Raw genomic sequence first — 17,683 nt, forward strand, 5'->3', positions numbered from 1 at the left:
TCAGTCGACGCCCTTGATTTTCACCACGAAAACGGCACCCAGCAGCCCGATGGCAGCCGCCGTGAGGAACAGCGTCCGGTAGCCACCCCAGTAGGCCACGGCCAGCAGCGCCAGTCCCGGGGCAACCACCTGCGGCAGCGAGTTGGCCACGTTGATGATCCCCATGTCCTTGCCGCGGCTGACGGCGAACGGCAGGACCTGGGTCAGCAGCGCAAAGTCCACGGCCAGGTAGGCGCCGAAACCGACGCCCAGGACGGCGGCGCCGGCGAGCGCGCCCGGCCAGACGGGAAAGAAGGCCATGATGGCTCCGGCCATGGCGATTGTGGCCGAGGAGGCGATGACGAACGGTTTCCGCCTGCCCACCCGGTCACTCCAGGGACCGGCCACCACCGCGGTGGCCATGACCATCACCGCGTAGATACCCGTCAGGACCAGAACCCCCGCGGCAGGATCCTCATGGCCTATGACGTCACGCAGGAAGAAGAGCAGGTAGACGATGGTCAGCTGGTTTCCCACGTTGACCAGGAAGCGCGTGAGCCAGGCCCAGGCGAAATCCGGGTGGCGCCGGGGACTGATCCAGAAACCCTTGAGGAAAACCCTGGGCCGGAAAGCCTCCAGCCCGGACTTGGGCAGGGCGGGATCATTCCGGTGGAACAGGTACGGCAGCACGGACACCAGCAGGGCGCCCGCACACAGCCAGTAGCCCACCATGAAGTTGCCGGAGACCACTGCCCCGAAAACCGCGCCAGTGAGGATGCCAAGGGTCTGCCCCATGGCCGCGAGTCCGCCCACTCCCCCGCGCTGGATGACGGGAACCCGGTCCGGGACGGCGGCGGTAATGGCCGCGTACGCGGCATTTGCACCCAGCTGCACCAGGCACCAGAAAAGCACCATCAGGGCCACCGCGGCAGAGAAGGACATGGCCAGCAGCGCCGCCGTGGCCAGGACTGCCCCGGCCAGCACCCACGGGGACCGCCGGCCGAACCGGGACGTGGTCCGGTCCGAGAGGGCACCGAAGAGGGGGTTGGCCACCAGCGAAACCCCCGCACCGCAGGCCGTCACCAGCGAGAGGATGGCTTCCTTGGAAGGCGCATCAATGCTGATCGCCTGCTGGCCGATGAACACGTTGATGGGACCGAAGAACGCCGCGTTGATGCCCACGTTCACCAGCACCAGGCCGGTGACCCAACGGGCGGTGACCTTCTGCACCGGCTCGGCGAGCGCCGCCGTCGCGGTTTTGCCTGCGGCATCATCCGGCGGCGCGGGCGTGTTGAACGGACTCATTGGCGTGCTCCCCCTGGTGCGGCCGGCTGGCGGTGGAATCAGACTATCGTGGGCGGTACCGGGCCACCGGGCACGCGGCGGTCAACGCCGCCCGGGGGATCACGTTGCCGGGTAACAAATTGCCGAGTATCGAGGAGAACCAGATGAGCGCACCCACCCCGGCCGAAGGCACAGCGGTCAATACCGCCGACCTCTACGATGAGCGCGGCGACGAGCTGGCGTCCGTCTCCCTGCAGTTCCAGTCCCTGGGCGGCCGCTCGCACTTCAGCGGCCCGGTCCGCACCATCCGCTGCTTCCAGGACAACGCCCTGGTGAAGTCCACGCTGGGGTCACCGGGGAACGGGGCGGTCCTGGTGGTGGACGGCGGCGGATCGCTGGGCACGGCCCTGATGGGGGACATGATCGCCGAAAGCGCCGTGGCAAACGGCTGGGCCGGCGTCGTCATCAACGGCGCCATCCGTGACCGGCTGGCCATCGCAGACCTGGACCTCGGCGTCAAGGCCCTGGGCAGCAACCCCAGGAAGAGCCGGAAGGCGGGGGCAGGCGAGGTTGACGTGGATGTGGTGATCGACGGCGTGACCTTCCGTCCCGGAGCCACCGTCTGGTGCGATCCGGACGGCATCCTCGTGGAGCGCCAGCAGGAAGCCCGGCAGGGCGGGGAATAAAAACAACGAGTAAGATAGTTACTGAAAGCAACTATCGCTGCTTATATCCTTTCCTTCCCCTTGGAGCACCCATGTCCAAAGCCACGGCCGCACCCGGCCCCGGAGAAACCCTGACGCAACGCCAGATCGTCACCGTGATGGTGGGCCTGATGCTGGGCATGTTCCTGGCATCCCTTGACCAGACCATCGTCTCCACTTCCATCTACACCATTGCCAACGACCTGGACGGGCTCTCCCTGCAGGCGTGGGCCACCACCGCGTACCTCATCACGTCCACCGTCAGCACCCCGCTGTACGGCAAATTGAGTGACATCTTCGGCCGCCGCCCGCTGTACCTGACCGCGATCCTCATCTTCCTGGTGGGCTCGCTTTACGCCGGCTCGGTCCACTCGATGACCGAACTCGCAGTTGCCCGCGGCATCCAGGGCCTTGGCGCCGGCGGCCTGCTGGCCCTGGCGCTGACCATCATCGGCGACATCGTCTCGCTCAAGGACCGCGCCAAGTTCCAGGGCTACTTCATGTCCGTGTTCGGCATCTCCTCGGTCCTGGGCCCGGTGGTGGGTGGGGCATTCGCCGGCTCGGCGAACATCCTCGGTTTTGACGGCTGGCGCTGGGTCTTCTTCATCAACATTCCCATTGGCCTTGCCGCGCTGACGGTGGTGTTCCTCTTCCTGCACCTGCCCGCCAAGCACCTGAAACAAAAAATCGACTACTGGGGCGCCGCCGCCATCACCGTGGCCATCGTTCCGCTCCTCCTGGTGGCTGAGCAGGGCCGCACGTGGGGCTGGACCTCCGTGAACTCTTTCCTCTGCTACGGCCTGGGCGTGGTGGGCATTGCCTGGTTCCTGCTGGCGGAGAAGCGCGCCGGCGACTACGCCCTGATCCCGCTCCGGCTCTTCCACAACATCACGTTCGGACTGTCCTCGCTGCTGAACTTCATCATCGGCATCGGCATGTTCGGCGCAATCGCCATGCTTCCGATGTACCTCCAGCTGGTCAAGGGCCTCACCCCCACCGAGGCCGGCCTGATGATGATCACCTTCACCGTGGGCATCCTGTTCGGCTCCATCACCGCCGGCCGCACCATCTCGGCCTCCGGCACGTTCCGCATCTTCCCCATCATGGGTACCGGCATCCTGACCGCCGCCGCCCTGGTGATGGGCTTCTCACTGGCAGTGGACACCGAACTCTGGGTCCCCGGACTCATCGCCGTCTTCTTCGGCGTCGGCCTGGGCTTCTGCATGCAGCCGCTCACCCTGGCCATGCAGACCTCGGTACCGCCGCGGGACATGGGCGTGGGAACCTCCTCCGCAGCGTTCTTCCGCTCCATGGGCGGCGCCGTGGGCACCGCCGTCTTCATCTCCATGCTCTTCAGCATGGCGGCAAGCCGCATTGCCGACGGCATGAAGGCCGCCACCACGGACCCGGCCTACCTGGCCGTCCTGAAGGACCCTGCCGTCGCGTCGGACCCTGCCAACGCCAAGCTCTATGAATTCTTCAAGAACGGCGCCTCGAACGACTCCCTGAACGACACCAGCTGGCTGCATACCGCCAACAGCACCCTCACCAGGCCCATCACCGAGGGCTTCGCCACGTCCATCGACACCGTGATGCTGACGGCCGCGGCGCTCACCGGCCTGGCGTTCCTCATCAGCTTCGCCCTTCCGCGGAAGAAGCTGACCGACCAGAAGGCATCCCCGCAGGACAAGGACAGCATGGAGATTCCGGCGCACTAGCCCGTAAGCGCACGGGTGGGACGACGACGGCGGCACAGCCCGCCGTCGTCGTCCTGCGTTAACGGGGCAAACGGCGCCAAGTGGAACCTCGGGCGGTGACGTGCCACACTGTTTAGCGCGTGTGCGCCGGCCATTCTGCCGGTACCGCAGCCGACGACGTCCGCACCGCATCCATAAAACCCCCAAACCCAGGGAGAACCATGCCCACTGCACAGGAGCAGACCACAACCGGGATACCGCGGCGGGTGATCTGGCTGGCGCTCGCGGGGGCGGTGGGCGGATTCCTCTTCGGCTTCGACTCATCGGTGGTCAACGGCGCCGTGGACGCCATGAAGGAAGAATTTGCCCTGTCAGAGGCCGTCACGGGCTTCGCCGTAGCCATTGCCCTGCTGGGCTGCGCGGCCGGCGCCTTCCTGGCAGGCAAGGTGGCGGACCGCTACGGCCGCATTCCGGCCATGAAGCTGGGCGCCCTGCTGTTCCTGGTCAGCGCCGTGGGCACGGGTTTCGCGTTCGGCGTCTGGGACCTGGTGTTCTGGCGCCTGGTGGGCGGCCTGGGCATTGGGCTGGCCTCCGTCATCGCGCCCGCCTACATCTCCGAGATTTCGCCGCGAAAGGTCCGCGGCCGCCTGGCTTCGCTGCAGCAGCTGGCCATCACTACGGGTATTTTTGCCGCGCTGCTGTCTGACGCGCTCCTGGCCACCAGTGCCGGCGGTGCGGACCAGGCCTTCTGGCTGGGCATTGAATCATGGCGCTGGATGTTCCTGGCCGCCGCCGTCCCGGCCGTCGTTTACGGTTGGGTGGCGTTCACCCTGCCCGAGTCCCCGCGGTTCCTGGTGTTCCAGGGCAAAGAGGACCAGGCCCGGGAAGTCTTTGAGTCCATCGCACCCACCGAGGATGCCGGTCGGCATATCCGGGACATCCGGGAAGCCATTGAGGAAGACAAGCTGGCCGGGCAAAAGGGGTCCCTCCGCGGCAAGGCCTTTGGCCTGCAGGCTGTGGTTTGGGTGGGCATCACGTTGTCGGTGCTCCAGCAGTTCGTGGGCATCAACGTGATCTTCTACTACTCCACCACCCTGTGGAAGGCGGTGGGCTTCCAGGAGAAGGACTCCCTGGCCATCTCGGTGGCAACCTCCGTCACCAACATCCTGGTAACCCTCGTGGCCATCGCCCTGGTGGACCGCGTGGGCCGCCGGCCCATCCTGCTGGCTGGGTCCGTGGGCATGGCCGTGTCCCTGGGCGCCATGGCCGTGGCGTTCTCCTCGGCAACAGGCAGCGGCGAGAACATCAGCCTGCCGGGCGCGTGGGGCCCCGTGGCCCTGGTGGCCGCCAACGTCTTCGTGATCAGCTTCGGCGCGTCCTGGGGACCGCTGGTGTGGGTCCTCCTGGGCGAGATCTTCCCGTCCCGGATCCGTGCCCGGGCGCTGGGCCTGGCCGCAGCGGCCCAGTGGGTGGCCAACTTCGTGATCACCCTGAGCTTCCCGGTCATGGCAGCGGGCTCGCTGCCGCTGACCTATGCCATGTACGCCCTGTTCGCTGCGGCTTCCTTCTTCTTCGTCATGTTCAAGGTCCCGGAGACCAACGGCATGTCCCTGGAGCAGGCCGAGACGCTGTTCGTACCCAAGGGCTCCGCCAAGGCCTAGCAACGCCCCATCACTTTTGGCGGCCTTCCCTGGAACGCTCCATCAGCTTCAGCAGGAAAACACCAAACCCTCCATCACATGCCGTGATGGAGGGTTTGGTGTTGGTGCGCCGGCAGCGGCTACACGACGTGCGGTTCGTGCGAGGACAGGTAGGCCCGGCCGCCGAACGCGACCAGGATGGCGATCACCATGGCCACCGCCCCGGCAAAGAACGGGACCTGCGGGCCGAAGTGCTCACCGAGCTGCGCCGCCGCGAACGGGGCCAGGGCACCGCCCATCCAGCGGACAAAGTTGTAGCCGGAGGAAGCCACCGGCCGGGGCGAATCAGAGACGCCCATGGCCAGTTCCGTGTAGATGGTGTTGTTGATGCCCAGCAGCGCGCCGGCAACAATGACCAGGACGACGACGGCAGGCACCGAGTGCCCCGCGGCCAGTCCCAGCCCGGCCAGGTCCAGCATGAGGACGAACAAAGTGCCGGTCAGTACCTTCACCGCGCCGAAGCGGGTCTGCAGGACCGGTGCAACGAAGACGGAAAATACCGCCACGGCCACACCCCAGCCAAAGAAGACGCCGCCGATGCCGTACGCGTCCATGCCCAGGATGAACGGGGTGAAAGCCAGGATGGTGAAGAAGCCGTAGTTGTAGAACAAGCCGCTTGCCGCCGTCGTCCGCAGTCCCTTGTGGCCCAGCGCCAGCAGGGGGTCCCGCAACCGCACCTTGCGCTCAGGCAGCGGCGTCCTGGGCAGGAGGGCGATCAGGGCGATGAAGGCGGCGGCCATGAGGACGGCGGTGCCGAAGAACGGGGCGCGCCACTGCCAGCCGCCCAAGAGGGCGCCGAGCAGCGGGCCGAGCGAGATGCCCAGGCCCAGTGCGGCTTCGTAGAGGATGATGGCGGTGCCGGCGCCGCCGCTGGCCACCCCAACAATGACGGCGAGGGCGGTGGCGACGAACAGGGCGTTGCCCAGTCCCCAGCCGGCGCGGAAGCCCACCAGCTCATCGACGCTGCCGGACAGGCCGGACAGCGAGGAGAAGACAACGATGACGGCCAGGCCGATCAGCAGCGTCCGCTTGCCGCCGATGCGGGAGGAGACGAACCCCGTGATCAGCATGGCCAGCGCGGTGACCAGGAAGTAGCTGGTGAAGAGGAGGGAGACCTGGCTGGGGCTGGCGTCCAGGTTGGTGGCGATGGCCGGAAGGATGGGGTCCACCAGGCCGATGCCCATGAAGGCGAACACTGCGGCGAGGGCGGTGGCCCATACCGCCTTCGGCTGTTTGAGGAATGAGGCCTTTTCGGCCGTCAAGGTTGATTCTGGTGCTTGCAGGGTTTCTGCGAGCTGGCCGTCCATGGAGGGTGCTCCTAAGTTCGTGGCTGGTTCAGTTCTGGAGGGATGCGTTGATTTTGTCGATGACCGGCAGGGCCTCCGCCAGGGCTTGGCGGTCCTGGTCGGTGAGCGTGCTGAGGATGGCGGCCATCACCTGGTTGCGCCGCCGGTTTGCGGAGTCGACGGCGGCACGGCCTTCGGGGGTCAGGATCACCCTGACGGCGCGGGAGTCATCCGGGTCCGGTTCCCGGCGCGCCAGGCCTGCGCGTTCGAGCTTGATGATCTGTTCGGTAGCGCTGGGCACGCGGACACCGAGGTTCCGGGCGATCTCACCGACGCGCTGGCCCTCGCCGAGCAGCATCTTGAGGGTACTGAGCTGGGCGGCGCTGAGTTCGCCGTCCGCGTCGAGGCGCCGGACCAGGTAGACGCTGTGCCGCAGGGCTTCACGGAAGGCGCCGGCAAGTTCGTGGAGCTGGGGATCGTCGTCAGTCATCGTTAGGTAGCCTAACAGTTAGGGAACCTAACGGTCAAGGGTCAGAGGGTCAGCTTCATCCCGACATGGCTTGCTTCGAAGCCCAGCTGTTCGTAGAACCTGTGGGCGGCCGAACGGCTATGGTGCGTTGTCAGCTGCATCAGGTCGCAGCCCCGGCGCCGCGACTCCGCGATGGCCCAGCCCACCATGAGCCTCCCCAGGCCCTGCCCGCGAAGGGACGCGGCCACGCGGACACCTTCGAGCTGCGAGCGCCACGCGCCCTGCCTGGAGATGCCGGGAAGGAAGCTCAGCTGGAAGGTTGCAACCACCGGCCCCTCCTCTTCCCCCTGCGGCACCCTTTCGCCGACGAGCAGGAGATGGGCGGGGTCGGCGTGGATCGCGTCAAAGGCGCGTTCGTAGGGTTCCATATCCTTCGCGGTCTCGCGGCCGGCGCCCAGGGCGTCGTCGGCCAGCAGGCGCACCATGTCCGGGATGTCGGCACGCGTCGCGTGCCTGAGGCGGAACGTCCCGCCGTCAACGTCGGCGGTGAGCAAAGCAGGCGCGGCATTTGGGTTCTGGTTCACCCGCCCAGCTTTGCACAGACAAAGAACGACGCCGGCACTTGGGTAAGTGCCGGCGTCGTTCTGATGGAGCGTCGCCGGAATTCCTGCAGGATCTGATGGAGCCTTGCGCTTGAGGGCGCAGGTAATGATGGAGCGTGTCAGTTGGCGCGTCAGGCGGGGGTGCCGGCCATTTCGGCCTGCCGCTCCTCGACGAGGGTGGCAACGGCGGCGAACAGCGGGTGGCCAGGCGTCAGCCCGGTGATTTTTGCCGTAGCGTCGGCGGGGCTGGTGGAGCGAAGGATTTCTGCCAGCTCCGTGGCCTCTGTATCAGCGGGGTCGTTGAACCGGAGCGCTGATGCGATGGCACCAAGCAGGGCCTCCGGCACCACGCCACGTTCGGCCAGCTCGGCGGCGGGGCCGATGAAGCGCTCGTTCCGGCTCAGCTTCCGCAGCGGAGCACGGCCCACCCGGTTGACGGTGTCCGGAAGATAGGGATTGGAGAACCTGACCAGGATCTTCTGGACGTAGGCTTCCTGCTCATCGTTGCTGAACCCGTGCTTGGCCACCAGGAGCTGCTTGGTTTCCTCCAGCACCGCCCGGACATCCTCCGCCACGTCCTGGTCCGCCATGGCGTCGGAGATCTTCTCCAGGCCCGCCTCGAACCCGAAGTATGCCGCCGAGGCGTGGCCGGTGTTCACGGTGAACAGCTTCCGCTCGATGTAGGGCGAGAGGTCGTCCACGAACGTGGCGCCCGGAATGGCCGGCGCTGAGTCACCGAACGCGGTGCGGTCGATGACCCATTCGTAAAAAGTCTCCACTGTTACGTCCAGCCCCTGCCCGGCCTCCTGGTTGGGCACGATCCGGTCCACGGCAGTATTGGCGAACACTGCCTTGCCGTCCAGCACTGCGGCGGTGGCCCCTGGCTGGGCGGCCACCTCCTTGGCCAGGATGTCCGTGGCGTTGATGGCGTTCTCACAGGCCATCACCTGCAGGGGCGCCCGGCCGGGTTCCCTTGCGGCGATGCCCTTGGCGATCACCGGCGCCACGAACTTCAGGATGTGCGGGCCCACTGCGGTGGTGACGATGTCCGCCGTGGCGATCTCGGAGACCAGTTCCGCTTCCTGGGCGTTGGAGTTCAGTGCCCGGAAGTTGTCCACGGTCCGCACGGCGGGATTCTCCCCCACTTCGTGCACGGCGTAGCTGTCCGCTTCCTTCAGCCGGTTGATCAGGTCTTCGGCCACGTCCGCGAACACCACTTCGTAGCCGGCGTCATGCAGGAGCAGCCCCACGAAGCCGCGGCCGATGTTGCCGGCCCCAAAATGTACTGCCTTCACTATGCGTTGACCTTTCCGAAAAGCTCCAGGACTTCATCCTCGGATGTGGCGGCCTCGAGCCGGGCAACCTGTTCCTTGTTGGTGAAGACCTTGGCGATGGACGACAGGATGTGCAGGTGCTCGTTGTTGATGCCGGCGACGCCCACCACGAACTTCACCTGCTTGCCGTTCCAGTCGATGCCTTCCGGGTACCGAATGACGGAAACCGCCGACTTGCGGATGTGGTCCTTGGCGGCGTTGGTGCCGTGCGGGATGGCCAGGAAGCTGCCCATGTAGGTGGATACGGACTCTTCCCGCTCATGCATGGCGGCGATGTAGCCCTCATCCACGGCGCCACGGGCCAGCAGCAGCCGGCCCGCCTCGTCGATGGCGGCGTCGCGGGTGGTGGCCGAACCGCGCATGACCACGCTCTCGCGGGCCAGGATGTCGGAGCTGCCGGCGGTAGGAGCTGCCGCTGCCGCACCTGCTGCGGCAGGCGCTGCGTCCACCGGCGCCTCGGCGGCGTGCGCACCGTGGGCGGTGCCGGCGTCGGACGTTCCGCCTTCCGTGTTGCTCTCGCGGACCAGCTCGACGATCTCGTCGTACCGCGGGCTGCTCATGAAGTTGTCCACCGAGTAGTGGACGGCACTGGACGTGGCCGGCTTGGCCCGCTCGGTCAGGTCCTGGTGCGTGATCACCACGTCGTAGGTGTCGCTGAGGCTGGCGATGGAGGCGTTGGTGACCTTGACGTCCGGGAACCCGGCCGCCTTGATCTTGTTCCGCAGCACCGAGGCGCCCATGGCGCTGGAGCCCATGCCGGCGTCGCAGGCGAACACGATGTTCCGGACGGGTCCGGCCAGCACGCCCACTCCGCCGCGGCCGCCGGACGCGGCACCTGCGGAAGCGCCTGCACCTGCACCTGCACCGGTCAGGGTGGAGGAAACCGAGCTCTTCTTGCCCTTCATTGCCTCCATGCGGGCGGTGGCGTCGCCCAGGTCTGTTTCGTCACTGTGCTTGGTGGTCTTCATGATGACGGAGGCCACCAGGAAGGATGCCGTGGCGGCGAGCACCACCGACAGGATCACGCCGAGGTAGCTGTCGCGGGACGTCTGGGCCAGCACGGCGAGGATGGATCCCGGAGCGGCCGGCGCAACCAGGCCCGCGCCGGTGACGGCCAGGGTGGCGATGCCGGTCATGCCGCCTGCGATTGCGGCCAGGATCAGCAGCGGGCGCATGAGCACGTACGGGAAGTAGATCTCGTGGATGCCGCCCAGGAAGTGGATGATCGCAGCACCGGGCGCCGACGCCTTGGCGGCACCGCGGCCGAAGAACATGTAGGCCAGCAGGATGCCGAGGCCAGGGCCCGGGTTCGCCTCGAGCAGGAACAGGATGGACTTGCCCTGGTCCAGCGACTGCTGGACGCCCAGCGGGGTCAGCACACCGTGGTTGATGGCGTTGTTCAGGAACAGGACCTTGGCGGGCTCGATGAAGATGCTGGTCAGCGGCAGGAGGCCGTTGTTGACCAGGAACTGCACCACGTTCCCGGCGCCCGTGCTGAAGGCCGTGACCAGCGGTGAAATGCCGAAGAAGCCCAGCATCGCGAGCAATGCGCCCCAGATGCCGGCAGAGAAGTTGTTGACCAGCATTTCGAAGCCGGGGCGGATCTTGCCCTCCCACAGCATGTCGATCTTCTTCATGGTCCAGCCGCCCAGCGGGCCCATGATCATGGCGCCGATGAACATGGGGATGCCGGCACCGACGATCACGCCCATGGTGCCGATGGCCCCCACCACGCCGCCGCGGACGTCATAGACGTTCTTGCCGCCGGTGTAGCCGATCAGGAGTGGCAGGAGATAGGTGATCATGGGGCCCACAAGGCCGACGTTGGGCTTCCCGCCGGTCTCACCGAAGCCACCGAGGACGGGTACGGGCAGCCAGCCCTTCTCAATGAAGAGGGCCGTGATGATGCCCCAGGCGATAAACGCCCCGATGTTGGGCATGATCATGCCGGACAGGAATGTCCCGAACTTTTGGACGTGCACGCGCGCGCTGGTGCGGGGTTTTGCAACTGTCTCTGTTGCCATGTGATTTCCTAACCTCATTCCTGCTGCTCCGCAGGAGTGGTCCGATGATTACGACGACGTACTGCTGGGTACTACGGGGGTCCGGGGCTAGCCGGCAGGGCTGGTGGAGATCCGGTGAAGCCATTCGAGGAAGAGCTTGAGTTCCGAGCTGGAAAGCTGGTCAGAGTGCGAAGCCTGAAGTGCGGCGTTCAGGGCGATCGCTGCCACCACCACCGAGGACTTTCCGGTGCCGCCCGGGGCCGGGCCGCTGGCGGGCTCGGCGGACACCGCGAAGATCATGGCGTCCCGGGTCATGGTGGACAGTTCGAGGTTGCGTTCGGAAGCGGGCTCCGCAATCAGCATCAGCGTCACGCCCACGTTGGCGGCCAGGATGGACCTGGCTGCCTCCCGGGGCTGGACGTTCAGCTGGCCCGCCGCCGCTGCCTTGTTCAGCATCTCCTCCATGAGCGCCTCGGCGTCCGCCACGATGGCAGGCCGGCTCTCCGGGCGGATATTGCCGAACATCACCAGGTACAGCTCGGGCTGGTTCAGTCCGAACTGGACGTGGTTGTCCCACATTCTCCGGATGTCCTCGATGGGCTGTCCGGAGGGGGCGAAATCCCTTTCGCCCGCGACATATTCTTCAAACCCTGCGGCGACGACGGCGTCGAACAAACCTTCCTTGTCACCGAAGTGGTGGTACAGCGTAGGAGCCGAAACCCCGGCCAGCTGCGTGATCTGGCGCGTGGACACCGGAGCCCCCGCGGATTTCGCCAGCAGTTCCGCGGCAGCACGGAGCAGCCGCATTTTGGGGGGAAGCTGGCCATCCAAACTCATAACCGCTACCCTAGCACCTATAGCGTTGCTATATGAACTGAATCACATACAATTTTTTCAGGCACGTTTCCCGCCCTGGACGTAGCAGTCCTCCGGCGGACCCGGCACGGCGCCGGGGGAACTTGGCGGGCCTGTCTACCGGCAGAGAATGAGGACCTTCAGTGCAGAACTTCCCAGGAGTAGGCGTCAGTCCAGGCCGCGTCATCGGCACCATCCGGCAGATGCCCAAACCGATCAGTGAGCCTCCCGCCGGTGAACAGCTGGCCCCGGACACCACTGCAGAAGAAGCCACCGCAGCACTGAAGGCCGCCGCGCAGGCCGTGCACGACGAACTGAAGGACCGCGCCGCCCATGCCACCGGCGACGGCAAGGCCGTCCTGGAGGCCACCGCCCTGATGGCCAAGGACACCATGCTGATCAAGGGTGCGGCCAAGCTGGTGGCCCGCGGCACCTCTGCCGCACGCGCCATCTGGGAGTCCGGCTCCTCCGTCTCCGAAATGCTGCACAACCTGGGCGGCTACATGGCCGAACGTGCCACCGACGTCCTGGACGTGCGCGCCCGCATCGTGGCCGAGCTCCGCGGCGTGCCCGCGCCCGGCATTCCCGCGTCCAACACCCCGTTCGTCCTGGTGGCCGAGGACCTGGCCCCCGCGGACACCGCAACGCTTGACCCGAACAAGGTCCTGGCGCTGGTCACCGCCGGCGGCGGCCCCCAGTCCCACACCGCCATCATCGCCCGGTCCCTTGGCCTGCCCGCCGTGGTTGCCGCCGTGGGAGTGGACGAACTGCCGGACGGCACCGAGGTGTACGTGGACGGCGCGGCCGGCCTCATCACTTCCGACCCCGACGAATCCCTCCGGGCAACAGCGGAAGCATGGGCCGCCACGGCGTCGCTGCTGGCTGAATTCACCGGCACGGGCGCGACGGCGGACGGCCACGAGGTGCCGCTGCTCGCCAACGTGGGCGGCGGCAAGGACGCCGAAGCGGCCGCCAAGCTGGGCGCCCAGGGCGTGGGCCTGTTCCGCACCGAGTTCTGCTTTTTGGAGCGCGACACCGAACCCAGCGTCGAAGAGCAGGCTGCTGCCTACAAGAGCGTTTTTGATGCCTTCCCCGGCAAGAAGGTGGTCCTCCGGACGCTGGATGCCGGCGCGGATAAGCCGCTGCCGTTCCTGACGGATTCCACGGAGCCCAACCCGGCCCTTGGCGTCCGCGGCTACCGCACCGACTTCACCACCCCCGGCGTCCTGGACCGGCAGCTGGAAGCCATTGCCCTGGCCCAGAAGCAGTCAGAAGCCGACGTCTGGGTCATGGCCCCGATGATCTCCACTGCGGAAGAAGCGGCCCGGTTCGCCTCCATGTGCGCCGACGCGGGCATCAAGACCCCCGGCGTGATGGTGGAGGTCCCCTCCGCGGCCCTCACCGCCGAGGCCATCCTCCGCGAAGTCAGCTTTGCCAGCCTGGGCACCAATGACCTCACCCAGTACGCCATGGCCGCCGACCGCCAGCTCGGCCCGCTGGCCAACCTGAACACCCCGTGGCAGCCGGCCGTCCTGCGGCTGGTCGGACTGACGGTTGAAGGATCCCGGGCCGAGGGCCACAACAAACCGGTGGGTGTCTGCGGCGAGGCCGCCGCCGATCCCGCCCTCGCCGTTGTCCTCACCGGCCTGGGCGTCAGCACCCTGTCCATGACGGCGCGGTCCCTCGCCGCGGTGGCAGCAGTCCTGAAGACGGTAACCCTGTCCGAAGCCCAGGACCTGGCCAAGCTCGCCCTGTCCGCGCCGAGCGCCACCGAGGCGCGGGCGTGGGTCCGGGAAAAGCTGCCGGTATTGGAGGAGCTGGGGCTCTGACGGGTCCGCGGCCACGCGGGCTGCGGCCGGGATAGGCTACGTTCATGGCATTGATAGCCCCCCGCGTCACGGCCGGCCTGCCCGCCGGCGAAGCCCGCGTCCTGACGCGCGCCCTCGAGGACAGCAATGACATCACTGTCTTCGTCGACGGAACGGTCCATCGGCTGCCCGGGCAGGCGCGGGACGCCGTCGTGGACCTCCTTGCCCGGCTGGCCCGCGGCGAAACGGTGACCGTGAGCAGCGTGGCGGAAATGCTGACCACGTCGCAGGCGGCAGAGCTGGCGGGGATTTCGCACACCTACCTGCGCAACATGACGGACCGCGGTGAGATCCCGGTGGAGTACCGCGGCTCGCACCGGCGGATCCGGCAGGCTGACATCATGGCGTGGCTCGAAAGCCAGAAACTTGCCGAACACAAGCGCAGGCAGGACAAGAACGCCGGGGCAGACGCCGGCCCGCGGGAATAGTGCCCATGGCGAAGGCCGGAGGCGGGACAATCCCTCCGCTGCAGTCAGCCGACCTGGAAGCCCACGGGCTGAAAGGCCGGATCCTGTGGGCTGATGGAACACCTGCACCGGGGCTGGAACGCGCGGACGGTTCGCGAGAGCCCGCATACATCCTCATCCACGGCATCGGCGTTTCCCACCGCTACCTCCGCCGCCTGCACGGTGAGCTCGCCGCCACTGCCCCCACCTATTCCCTGGACCTGCCTGGCTTTGCCGGCACCCCCAGGCCGGGGAGGCAGTTGTCCGTGGAGGACTACGGCGCCTTCATCGCGCAGGCTCTGAAGGCCAGCGGCATTGGCCCGTACATCCTGGTGGGACATTCGATGGGCGTCCAGTTCGCCATCGAGGCGGCACTCTGCGCACCGGACCAGGCACTGCGGCTGGTGTTGATGGGTCCCGTGGTCGATTCGCGGCACCGCAGCGTGGGGCGGCAGGGCCTGGCACTGTTTCTGGACTCGCTCCTCCGGGAAAGCGCCTCCTCCAACTGGCTGGTGGTGTCGGACTACTTCCGCTGCGGTCCGCGATGGTACTTCACCGTGCTCCCCGTGATGATGGGCTACCCCACGGAGCTGCGGCTGGCGGGCATCAATGTGCCGGTGCTGGTCCTGCGCGGGAAACAGGACCCGGTGGCCGGCGCGGATTGGTCGCGCCTCCTCGCCCAGGTGGTGCCGCAGGGACGCTTTGTTGAGATCGACCGGGCAGGACACGTGGCCCAGCACCTGCGGCCACGGCAGGTAGCGGCCGCCATCATGTCCTTCACCGGGGCCGGTGCCTAACGCCAGGTCTGGGTACTCAGATCCTTGGCCTCGCCGCCCAGCGCCGCATCTTCAACGCGGCGTGCAGCTCCAGGCGGGGCATCCCCTTCAGCGGGTCCACCCCCAGCAGCTGCCGGATCCGGCCCAGCCTGTTGTAGATGCTGCTGCGGTGCAGGTGGAGCTTGCCGGCCACATCCTGCACGGACCCATCGTTGTCATACAGGAGTTCAAGGACCGGGATGAGCTCGCCGTTGCGGTCGTGGTCCTCGAGCATCCGGAAGTACACCGAACCGGAATCCGCCCAGGCCCCCACCCCTCCCCCGGCCGAGGCGAGAAGCTGGTAGACGCCCGTTGCGCGGATGTCCACCAGTTCACCCAGCTGCGGGTCCACGGCTGCCGCCTGCGCTGCCACCCGCGACTGCCGGTATGCCTCGGAGAGCTGGCGGGTCTTGGAGAAGCCCTCGCTGATGCCCAGGATGATCCGGTGGACCGGGCGGCCGGACCGTTTGGCCAGCTCCAGCTGGTAGTGGACCAGGACCTGGGCGTGGTTGGCCCGGCCCGTCGACTCGCGAAACAGCACCACCGAGTGGGTTTCCGTACCGGCGCTGAAAAGGGCGGCGTCCACGCCCACGGTTGCCTGGAGCGCTGTGGAGCGGTGGATCAGGGTGGACGCGATGGGGTCCGGGCCGCTGGCCCAGCCGTCCGCATCGAGCACCGTGACCATCTGCCACGGACCGCGGCCCTGGACTTCCTTCCACCCGGCCACGGCGGCCACAGCGTTCGGTTCTCCCGCGCAGGCGGCCAGGAACTCCCGCTCCCGGCCCCGCCGGAATTCGGATTCGGCCGTATTCGAATCGAGCAGGAGGCCGGACAGCAGCTCAAGCTCATGGTTCACGCCCGGCAACTGGGTGAGGATCGCCGTCGGGCTTTCCTCCGCGGAGTCCTGCTGCACCCAGAGGTAACCCACGCGGAAGCCCCGCACCATGAGCGGAACGCAGACCCTGCCCAGCATGCCCAGATCAGGGTTGGCCGGGACCACAACGGGCCGCACGGCGGTGGCGATGCCGTGCGAGAGCTGCCACGCGCTCACGTCCGCCGGGACCTTTTTGCTCAGCAGGAAGTTCACCCGCACCCGGTCGGCGTGGGACTGGTTGGAGCTGTAGGCCAGCAAAAGGCCGTCCAGGTCCTCGAGGGACAGGCCGCGCCCCAGCTTCTGCGCCACCTGTTCGACGAGCTGTTCCACACCCTGCTGCTGCATGGGGCAACACTACTGCGCTGGAAGCTCTACAGACGAACGGACACGAGGCGACACCTGACGCTTCAGTGCTCGACACCTGTCGAGCACTGAAGCGTCAAAACCGCGGAATCACGGGGGTCCTTGGCATGGCTGCAAGCCCGCTCCGTGTCACGTGGCTCACAGCCGGATTTATCGTTGAAACACGAAATCCTTTCCGTTTTTTCGGCCCACCGGCCCCGCACACTGGAGCAGACGATGATCATCGGCGTCCCCAAAGAAATCAAGAACAACGAATTCCGCGTGGCCATCACCGCGGCCGGAGTCCACGAATTCCGCACCCACGGACACACCGTCCTGGTGGAGCGCGGTGCCGGCCTGGGCTCAGGCATTACCGATGAGGAATACTCGATCGCGGGCGCCGAGATCGTTAACGAGGCGGACGATGTCTGGGCCCGGGCCGACATGGTGATGAAGGTCAAGGAGCCCATCAAGTCCGAGTACCACCGCTTCCGCAAGGGCCTGATCCTCTTCACCTACCTGCACCTGGCTGCCGAGCCGGAACTCACCCGCGAACTCATCAACTCCGGCGTCACTGCCATCGCCTACGAAACGGTGCAGGAAGGCCGCTCGCTGCCGCTGCTGGCTCCGATGTCCGAGGTTGCCGGCCGCCTCTCCGTCCAGGTGGGTGCCACCTCGCTGATGGCTCCGGCCGGCGGCAAGGGCGTCCTGCTGGGCGGCGTTCCCGGCGTGCGCCCCGCCAAAGTGGTGGTCCTGGGCGCCGGTGTTGCCGGCACCAACGCCGCAGCCATGGCCCTGGGCCTGGGTGCCGACGTCACCATCCTGGACATCAACATCAACCGCCTGCGCGAACTGGACGCCCAGTACCAGGGACGGCTGAAGACGGTTGCCTCCAACAAGTACGAGATCGAAAAGTCAGTGGTGGACGCCGACCTGGTGATCGGTTCCGTCCTGATCCCGGGCGCCAAGGCCCCCAAGCTGGTCACCAACGACCTCGTGGCCCGGATGAAGCCCGGCTCGGTCCTGGTGGACATCGCGGTGGACCAGGGCGGCTGCTTCGAGGACACGCACCCCACCACGCACCAGGAACCCACGTACAAGGTGCACAACACCATCTTCTACTGCGTGGCCAACATGCCCGGCGCCGTGCCCAACACCTCCACCTACGCGCTGACCAACGTCACCCTGCGCTACGCCGTGTCCCTGGCCAACCTGGGGGTCAGGGCCGCCTTCGACCGCGACCCCGCCCTCGCCGCCGGCCTGAACATCGCCGCCGGCCACGTGGCACACCACTCCGTGTCCGAAGCCCACAACCTGCCCCTCGTCAAGGACTGGCACGAACTGGTCTCCGCGTAAGCCCCTCCGTCGATTGCTCCTACTCGCCCTTTTGAGCCCTCAAAACGGCGTCTACGGGGGCCCTGTGGG

Annotated in this window: 15 protein-coding genes; 7 read left to right on the plus strand and 8 right to left on the minus strand. The window is 67.0% G+C overall.

Annotated features, from left to right (window positions below; translation table 11 throughout):
• On the minus strand, nucleotides 1-1,284 hold the full coding sequence (locus ACEN9K_RS00300; protein WP_495635017.1) for an MFS transporter: 1,284 nt from the start codon (nucleotides 1,282-1,284) through the stop codon (nucleotides 1-3).
• Between the two features lie 143 nt (nucleotides 1,285-1,427).
• Here ACEN9K_RS00300 and rraA point away from each other — a divergent pair, with 143 nt between their 5' ends.
• The 3 genes from rraA to ACEN9K_RS00315 all read left to right on the plus strand — a co-directional run bounded on the left by rraA (nucleotide 1,428) and on the right by ACEN9K_RS00315 (nucleotide 5,325).
• Nucleotides 1,428-1,949 carry a ribonuclease E activity regulator RraA gene (gene rraA, locus ACEN9K_RS00305; RefSeq protein WP_495635018.1) on the plus strand — a complete coding sequence of 174 codons (522 nt, stop codon included), beginning with the start codon at nucleotides 1,428-1,430 and terminating at the stop codon, nucleotides 1,947-1,949.
• Nucleotides 1,950-2,020: 71 nt separating this feature from the next.
• On the plus strand, nucleotides 2,021-3,685 hold the full coding sequence (locus ACEN9K_RS00310) for an MDR family MFS transporter (protein ID WP_142070177.1): 1,665 nt from the start codon (nucleotides 2,021-2,023) through the stop codon (nucleotides 3,683-3,685).
• A 200-nt stretch (nucleotides 3,686-3,885) separates the two neighbouring features.
• Complete coding sequence (locus ACEN9K_RS00315; protein ID WP_026265837.1) at nucleotides 3,886-5,325, plus strand: sugar porter family MFS transporter; 1,440 nt, start codon at nucleotides 3,886-3,888, stop codon at nucleotides 5,323-5,325.
• 119 nt (nucleotides 5,326-5,444) lie between these two features.
• Here ACEN9K_RS00315 and ACEN9K_RS00320 read toward each other — a convergent pair whose 3' ends face one another.
• The 6 genes from ACEN9K_RS00320 to ACEN9K_RS00345 all read right to left on the minus strand — a co-directional run bounded on the left by ACEN9K_RS00320 (nucleotide 5,445) and on the right by ACEN9K_RS00345 (nucleotide 11,895).
• Nucleotides 5,445-6,671: an MFS transporter gene (locus tag ACEN9K_RS00320; RefSeq protein WP_018769732.1), complete on the minus strand. Its 1,227-nt coding sequence runs from the start codon at nucleotides 6,669-6,671 to the stop codon at nucleotides 5,445-5,447.
• A gap of 28 nt (nucleotides 6,672-6,699) precedes the next feature.
• Entirely contained in the window at nucleotides 6,700-7,140 is a 441-nt protein-coding gene (locus ACEN9K_RS00325; RefSeq protein ID WP_056392494.1) for a MarR family winged helix-turn-helix transcriptional regulator, read from the minus strand.
• A gap of 41 nt (nucleotides 7,141-7,181) precedes the next feature.
• Nucleotides 7,182-7,673 carry a GNAT family N-acetyltransferase gene (locus tag ACEN9K_RS00330; RefSeq protein ID WP_495635663.1) on the minus strand — a complete coding sequence of 164 codons (492 nt, stop codon included), beginning with the start codon at nucleotides 7,671-7,673 and terminating at the stop codon, nucleotides 7,182-7,184.
• A 179-nt stretch (nucleotides 7,674-7,852) separates the two neighbouring features.
• Nucleotides 7,853-9,016 (minus strand): mannitol-1-phosphate 5-dehydrogenase, encoded by a 1,164-nt coding sequence (locus ACEN9K_RS00335; RefSeq protein ID WP_495635019.1) that lies wholly within the window; start codon nucleotides 9,014-9,016, stop codon nucleotides 7,853-7,855.
• Entirely contained in the window at nucleotides 9,016-11,079 is a 2,064-nt protein-coding gene (locus ACEN9K_RS00340) for a PTS mannitol transporter subunit IICBA (protein ID WP_495635020.1), read from the minus strand. The genes ACEN9K_RS00335 and ACEN9K_RS00340 overlap by 1 nt, the downstream gene beginning before the upstream one ends.
• An 87-nt stretch (nucleotides 11,080-11,166) precedes the next feature.
• Nucleotides 11,167-11,895, minus strand: coding sequence for a TetR/AcrR family transcriptional regulator (locus tag ACEN9K_RS00345; protein WP_026265838.1), 729 nt, complete (start codon nucleotides 11,893-11,895; stop codon nucleotides 11,167-11,169).
• Between the two features lie 161 nt (nucleotides 11,896-12,056).
• Here ACEN9K_RS00345 and ptsP point away from each other — a divergent pair, with 161 nt between their 5' ends.
• From ptsP to ACEN9K_RS00360, 3 genes are read left to right on the plus strand one after another with little or no spacing between them, the layout of a single operon-like run.
• Entirely contained in the window at nucleotides 12,057-13,742 is a 1,686-nt protein-coding gene (ptsP, locus tag ACEN9K_RS00350) for a phosphoenolpyruvate--protein phosphotransferase (RefSeq protein ID WP_495635021.1), read from the plus strand.
• Nucleotides 13,743-13,786: 44 nt separating this feature from the next.
• Nucleotides 13,787-14,209, plus strand: a complete 423-nt coding sequence (locus ACEN9K_RS00355; RefSeq protein ID WP_495635022.1) for a helix-turn-helix domain-containing protein — start codon at nucleotides 13,787-13,789, stop codon at nucleotides 14,207-14,209.
• A 5-nt stretch (nucleotides 14,210-14,214) separates the two neighbouring features.
• The gene (locus ACEN9K_RS00360; protein WP_495635023.1) at nucleotides 14,215-15,024 is read left to right on the plus strand and encodes an alpha/beta fold hydrolase; all 810 of its coding nucleotides are present in this window, start codon (nucleotides 14,215-14,217) and stop codon (nucleotides 15,022-15,024) included.
• A 16-nt stretch (nucleotides 15,025-15,040) separates the two neighbouring features.
• Here ACEN9K_RS00360 and ACEN9K_RS00365 read toward each other — a convergent pair whose 3' ends face one another.
• Nucleotides 15,041-16,261, minus strand: a complete 1,221-nt coding sequence (locus ACEN9K_RS00365) for a PucR family transcriptional regulator (RefSeq protein WP_056392484.1) — start codon at nucleotides 16,259-16,261, stop codon at nucleotides 15,041-15,043.
• A 234-nt stretch (nucleotides 16,262-16,495) separates the two neighbouring features.
• Here ACEN9K_RS00365 and ald point away from each other — a divergent pair, with 234 nt between their 5' ends.
• Entirely contained in the window at nucleotides 16,496-17,614 is a 1,119-nt protein-coding gene (gene ald, locus ACEN9K_RS00370; protein ID WP_026265840.1) for an alanine dehydrogenase, read from the plus strand.
• Nucleotides 17,615-17,683: the final 69 nt, after the last annotated feature.

Source organism: Pseudarthrobacter sp. Pseusp20, from assembly GCF_059492155.1.

What these genes read in the sequence shown, in the direction of transcription:
- ACEN9K_RS00360 (WP_495635023.1), top strand. Translation starts at nt 14,215, where the DNA reads ATGGCGAAGGCCGGAGGCGGGACAATCCCTCCGCTGCAGTCAGCCGAC.
- ACEN9K_RS00345 (WP_026265838.1), bottom strand. Translation starts at nt 11,895, where the DNA reads ATGAGTTTGGATGGCCAGCTTCCCCCCAAAATGCGGCTGCTCCGTGCT.
- ACEN9K_RS00325 (WP_056392494.1), bottom strand. Translation starts at nt 7,140, where the DNA reads ATGACTGACGACGATCCCCAGCTCCACGAACTTGCCGGCGCCTTCCGT.
- ACEN9K_RS00365 (WP_056392484.1), bottom strand. Translation starts at nt 16,261, where the DNA reads ATGCAGCAGCAGGGTGTGGAACAGCTCGTCGAACAGGTGGCGCAGAAG.
- ACEN9K_RS00355 (WP_495635022.1), top strand. Translation starts at nt 13,787, where the DNA reads ATGGCATTGATAGCCCCCCGCGTCACGGCCGGCCTGCCCGCCGGCGAA.
- ald (WP_026265840.1), top strand. Translation starts at nt 16,496, where the DNA reads ATGATCATCGGCGTCCCCAAAGAAATCAAGAACAACGAATTCCGCGTG.
- ACEN9K_RS00340 (WP_495635020.1), bottom strand. Translation starts at nt 11,079, where the DNA reads ATGGCAACAGAGACAGTTGCAAAACCCCGCACCAGCGCGCGCGTGCAC.
- ACEN9K_RS00300 (WP_495635017.1), bottom strand. Translation starts at nt 1,284, where the DNA reads ATGAGTCCGTTCAACACGCCCGCGCCGCCGGATGATGCCGCAGGCAAA.
- ACEN9K_RS00310 (WP_142070177.1), top strand. Translation starts at nt 2,021, where the DNA reads ATGTCCAAAGCCACGGCCGCACCCGGCCCCGGAGAAACCCTGACGCAA.
- ACEN9K_RS00320 (WP_018769732.1), bottom strand. Translation starts at nt 6,671, where the DNA reads ATGGACGGCCAGCTCGCAGAAACCCTGCAAGCACCAGAATCAACCTTG.
- ACEN9K_RS00315 (WP_026265837.1), top strand. Translation starts at nt 3,886, where the DNA reads ATGCCCACTGCACAGGAGCAGACCACAACCGGGATACCGCGGCGGGTG.
- rraA (WP_495635018.1), top strand. Translation starts at nt 1,428, where the DNA reads ATGAGCGCACCCACCCCGGCCGAAGGCACAGCGGTCAATACCGCCGAC.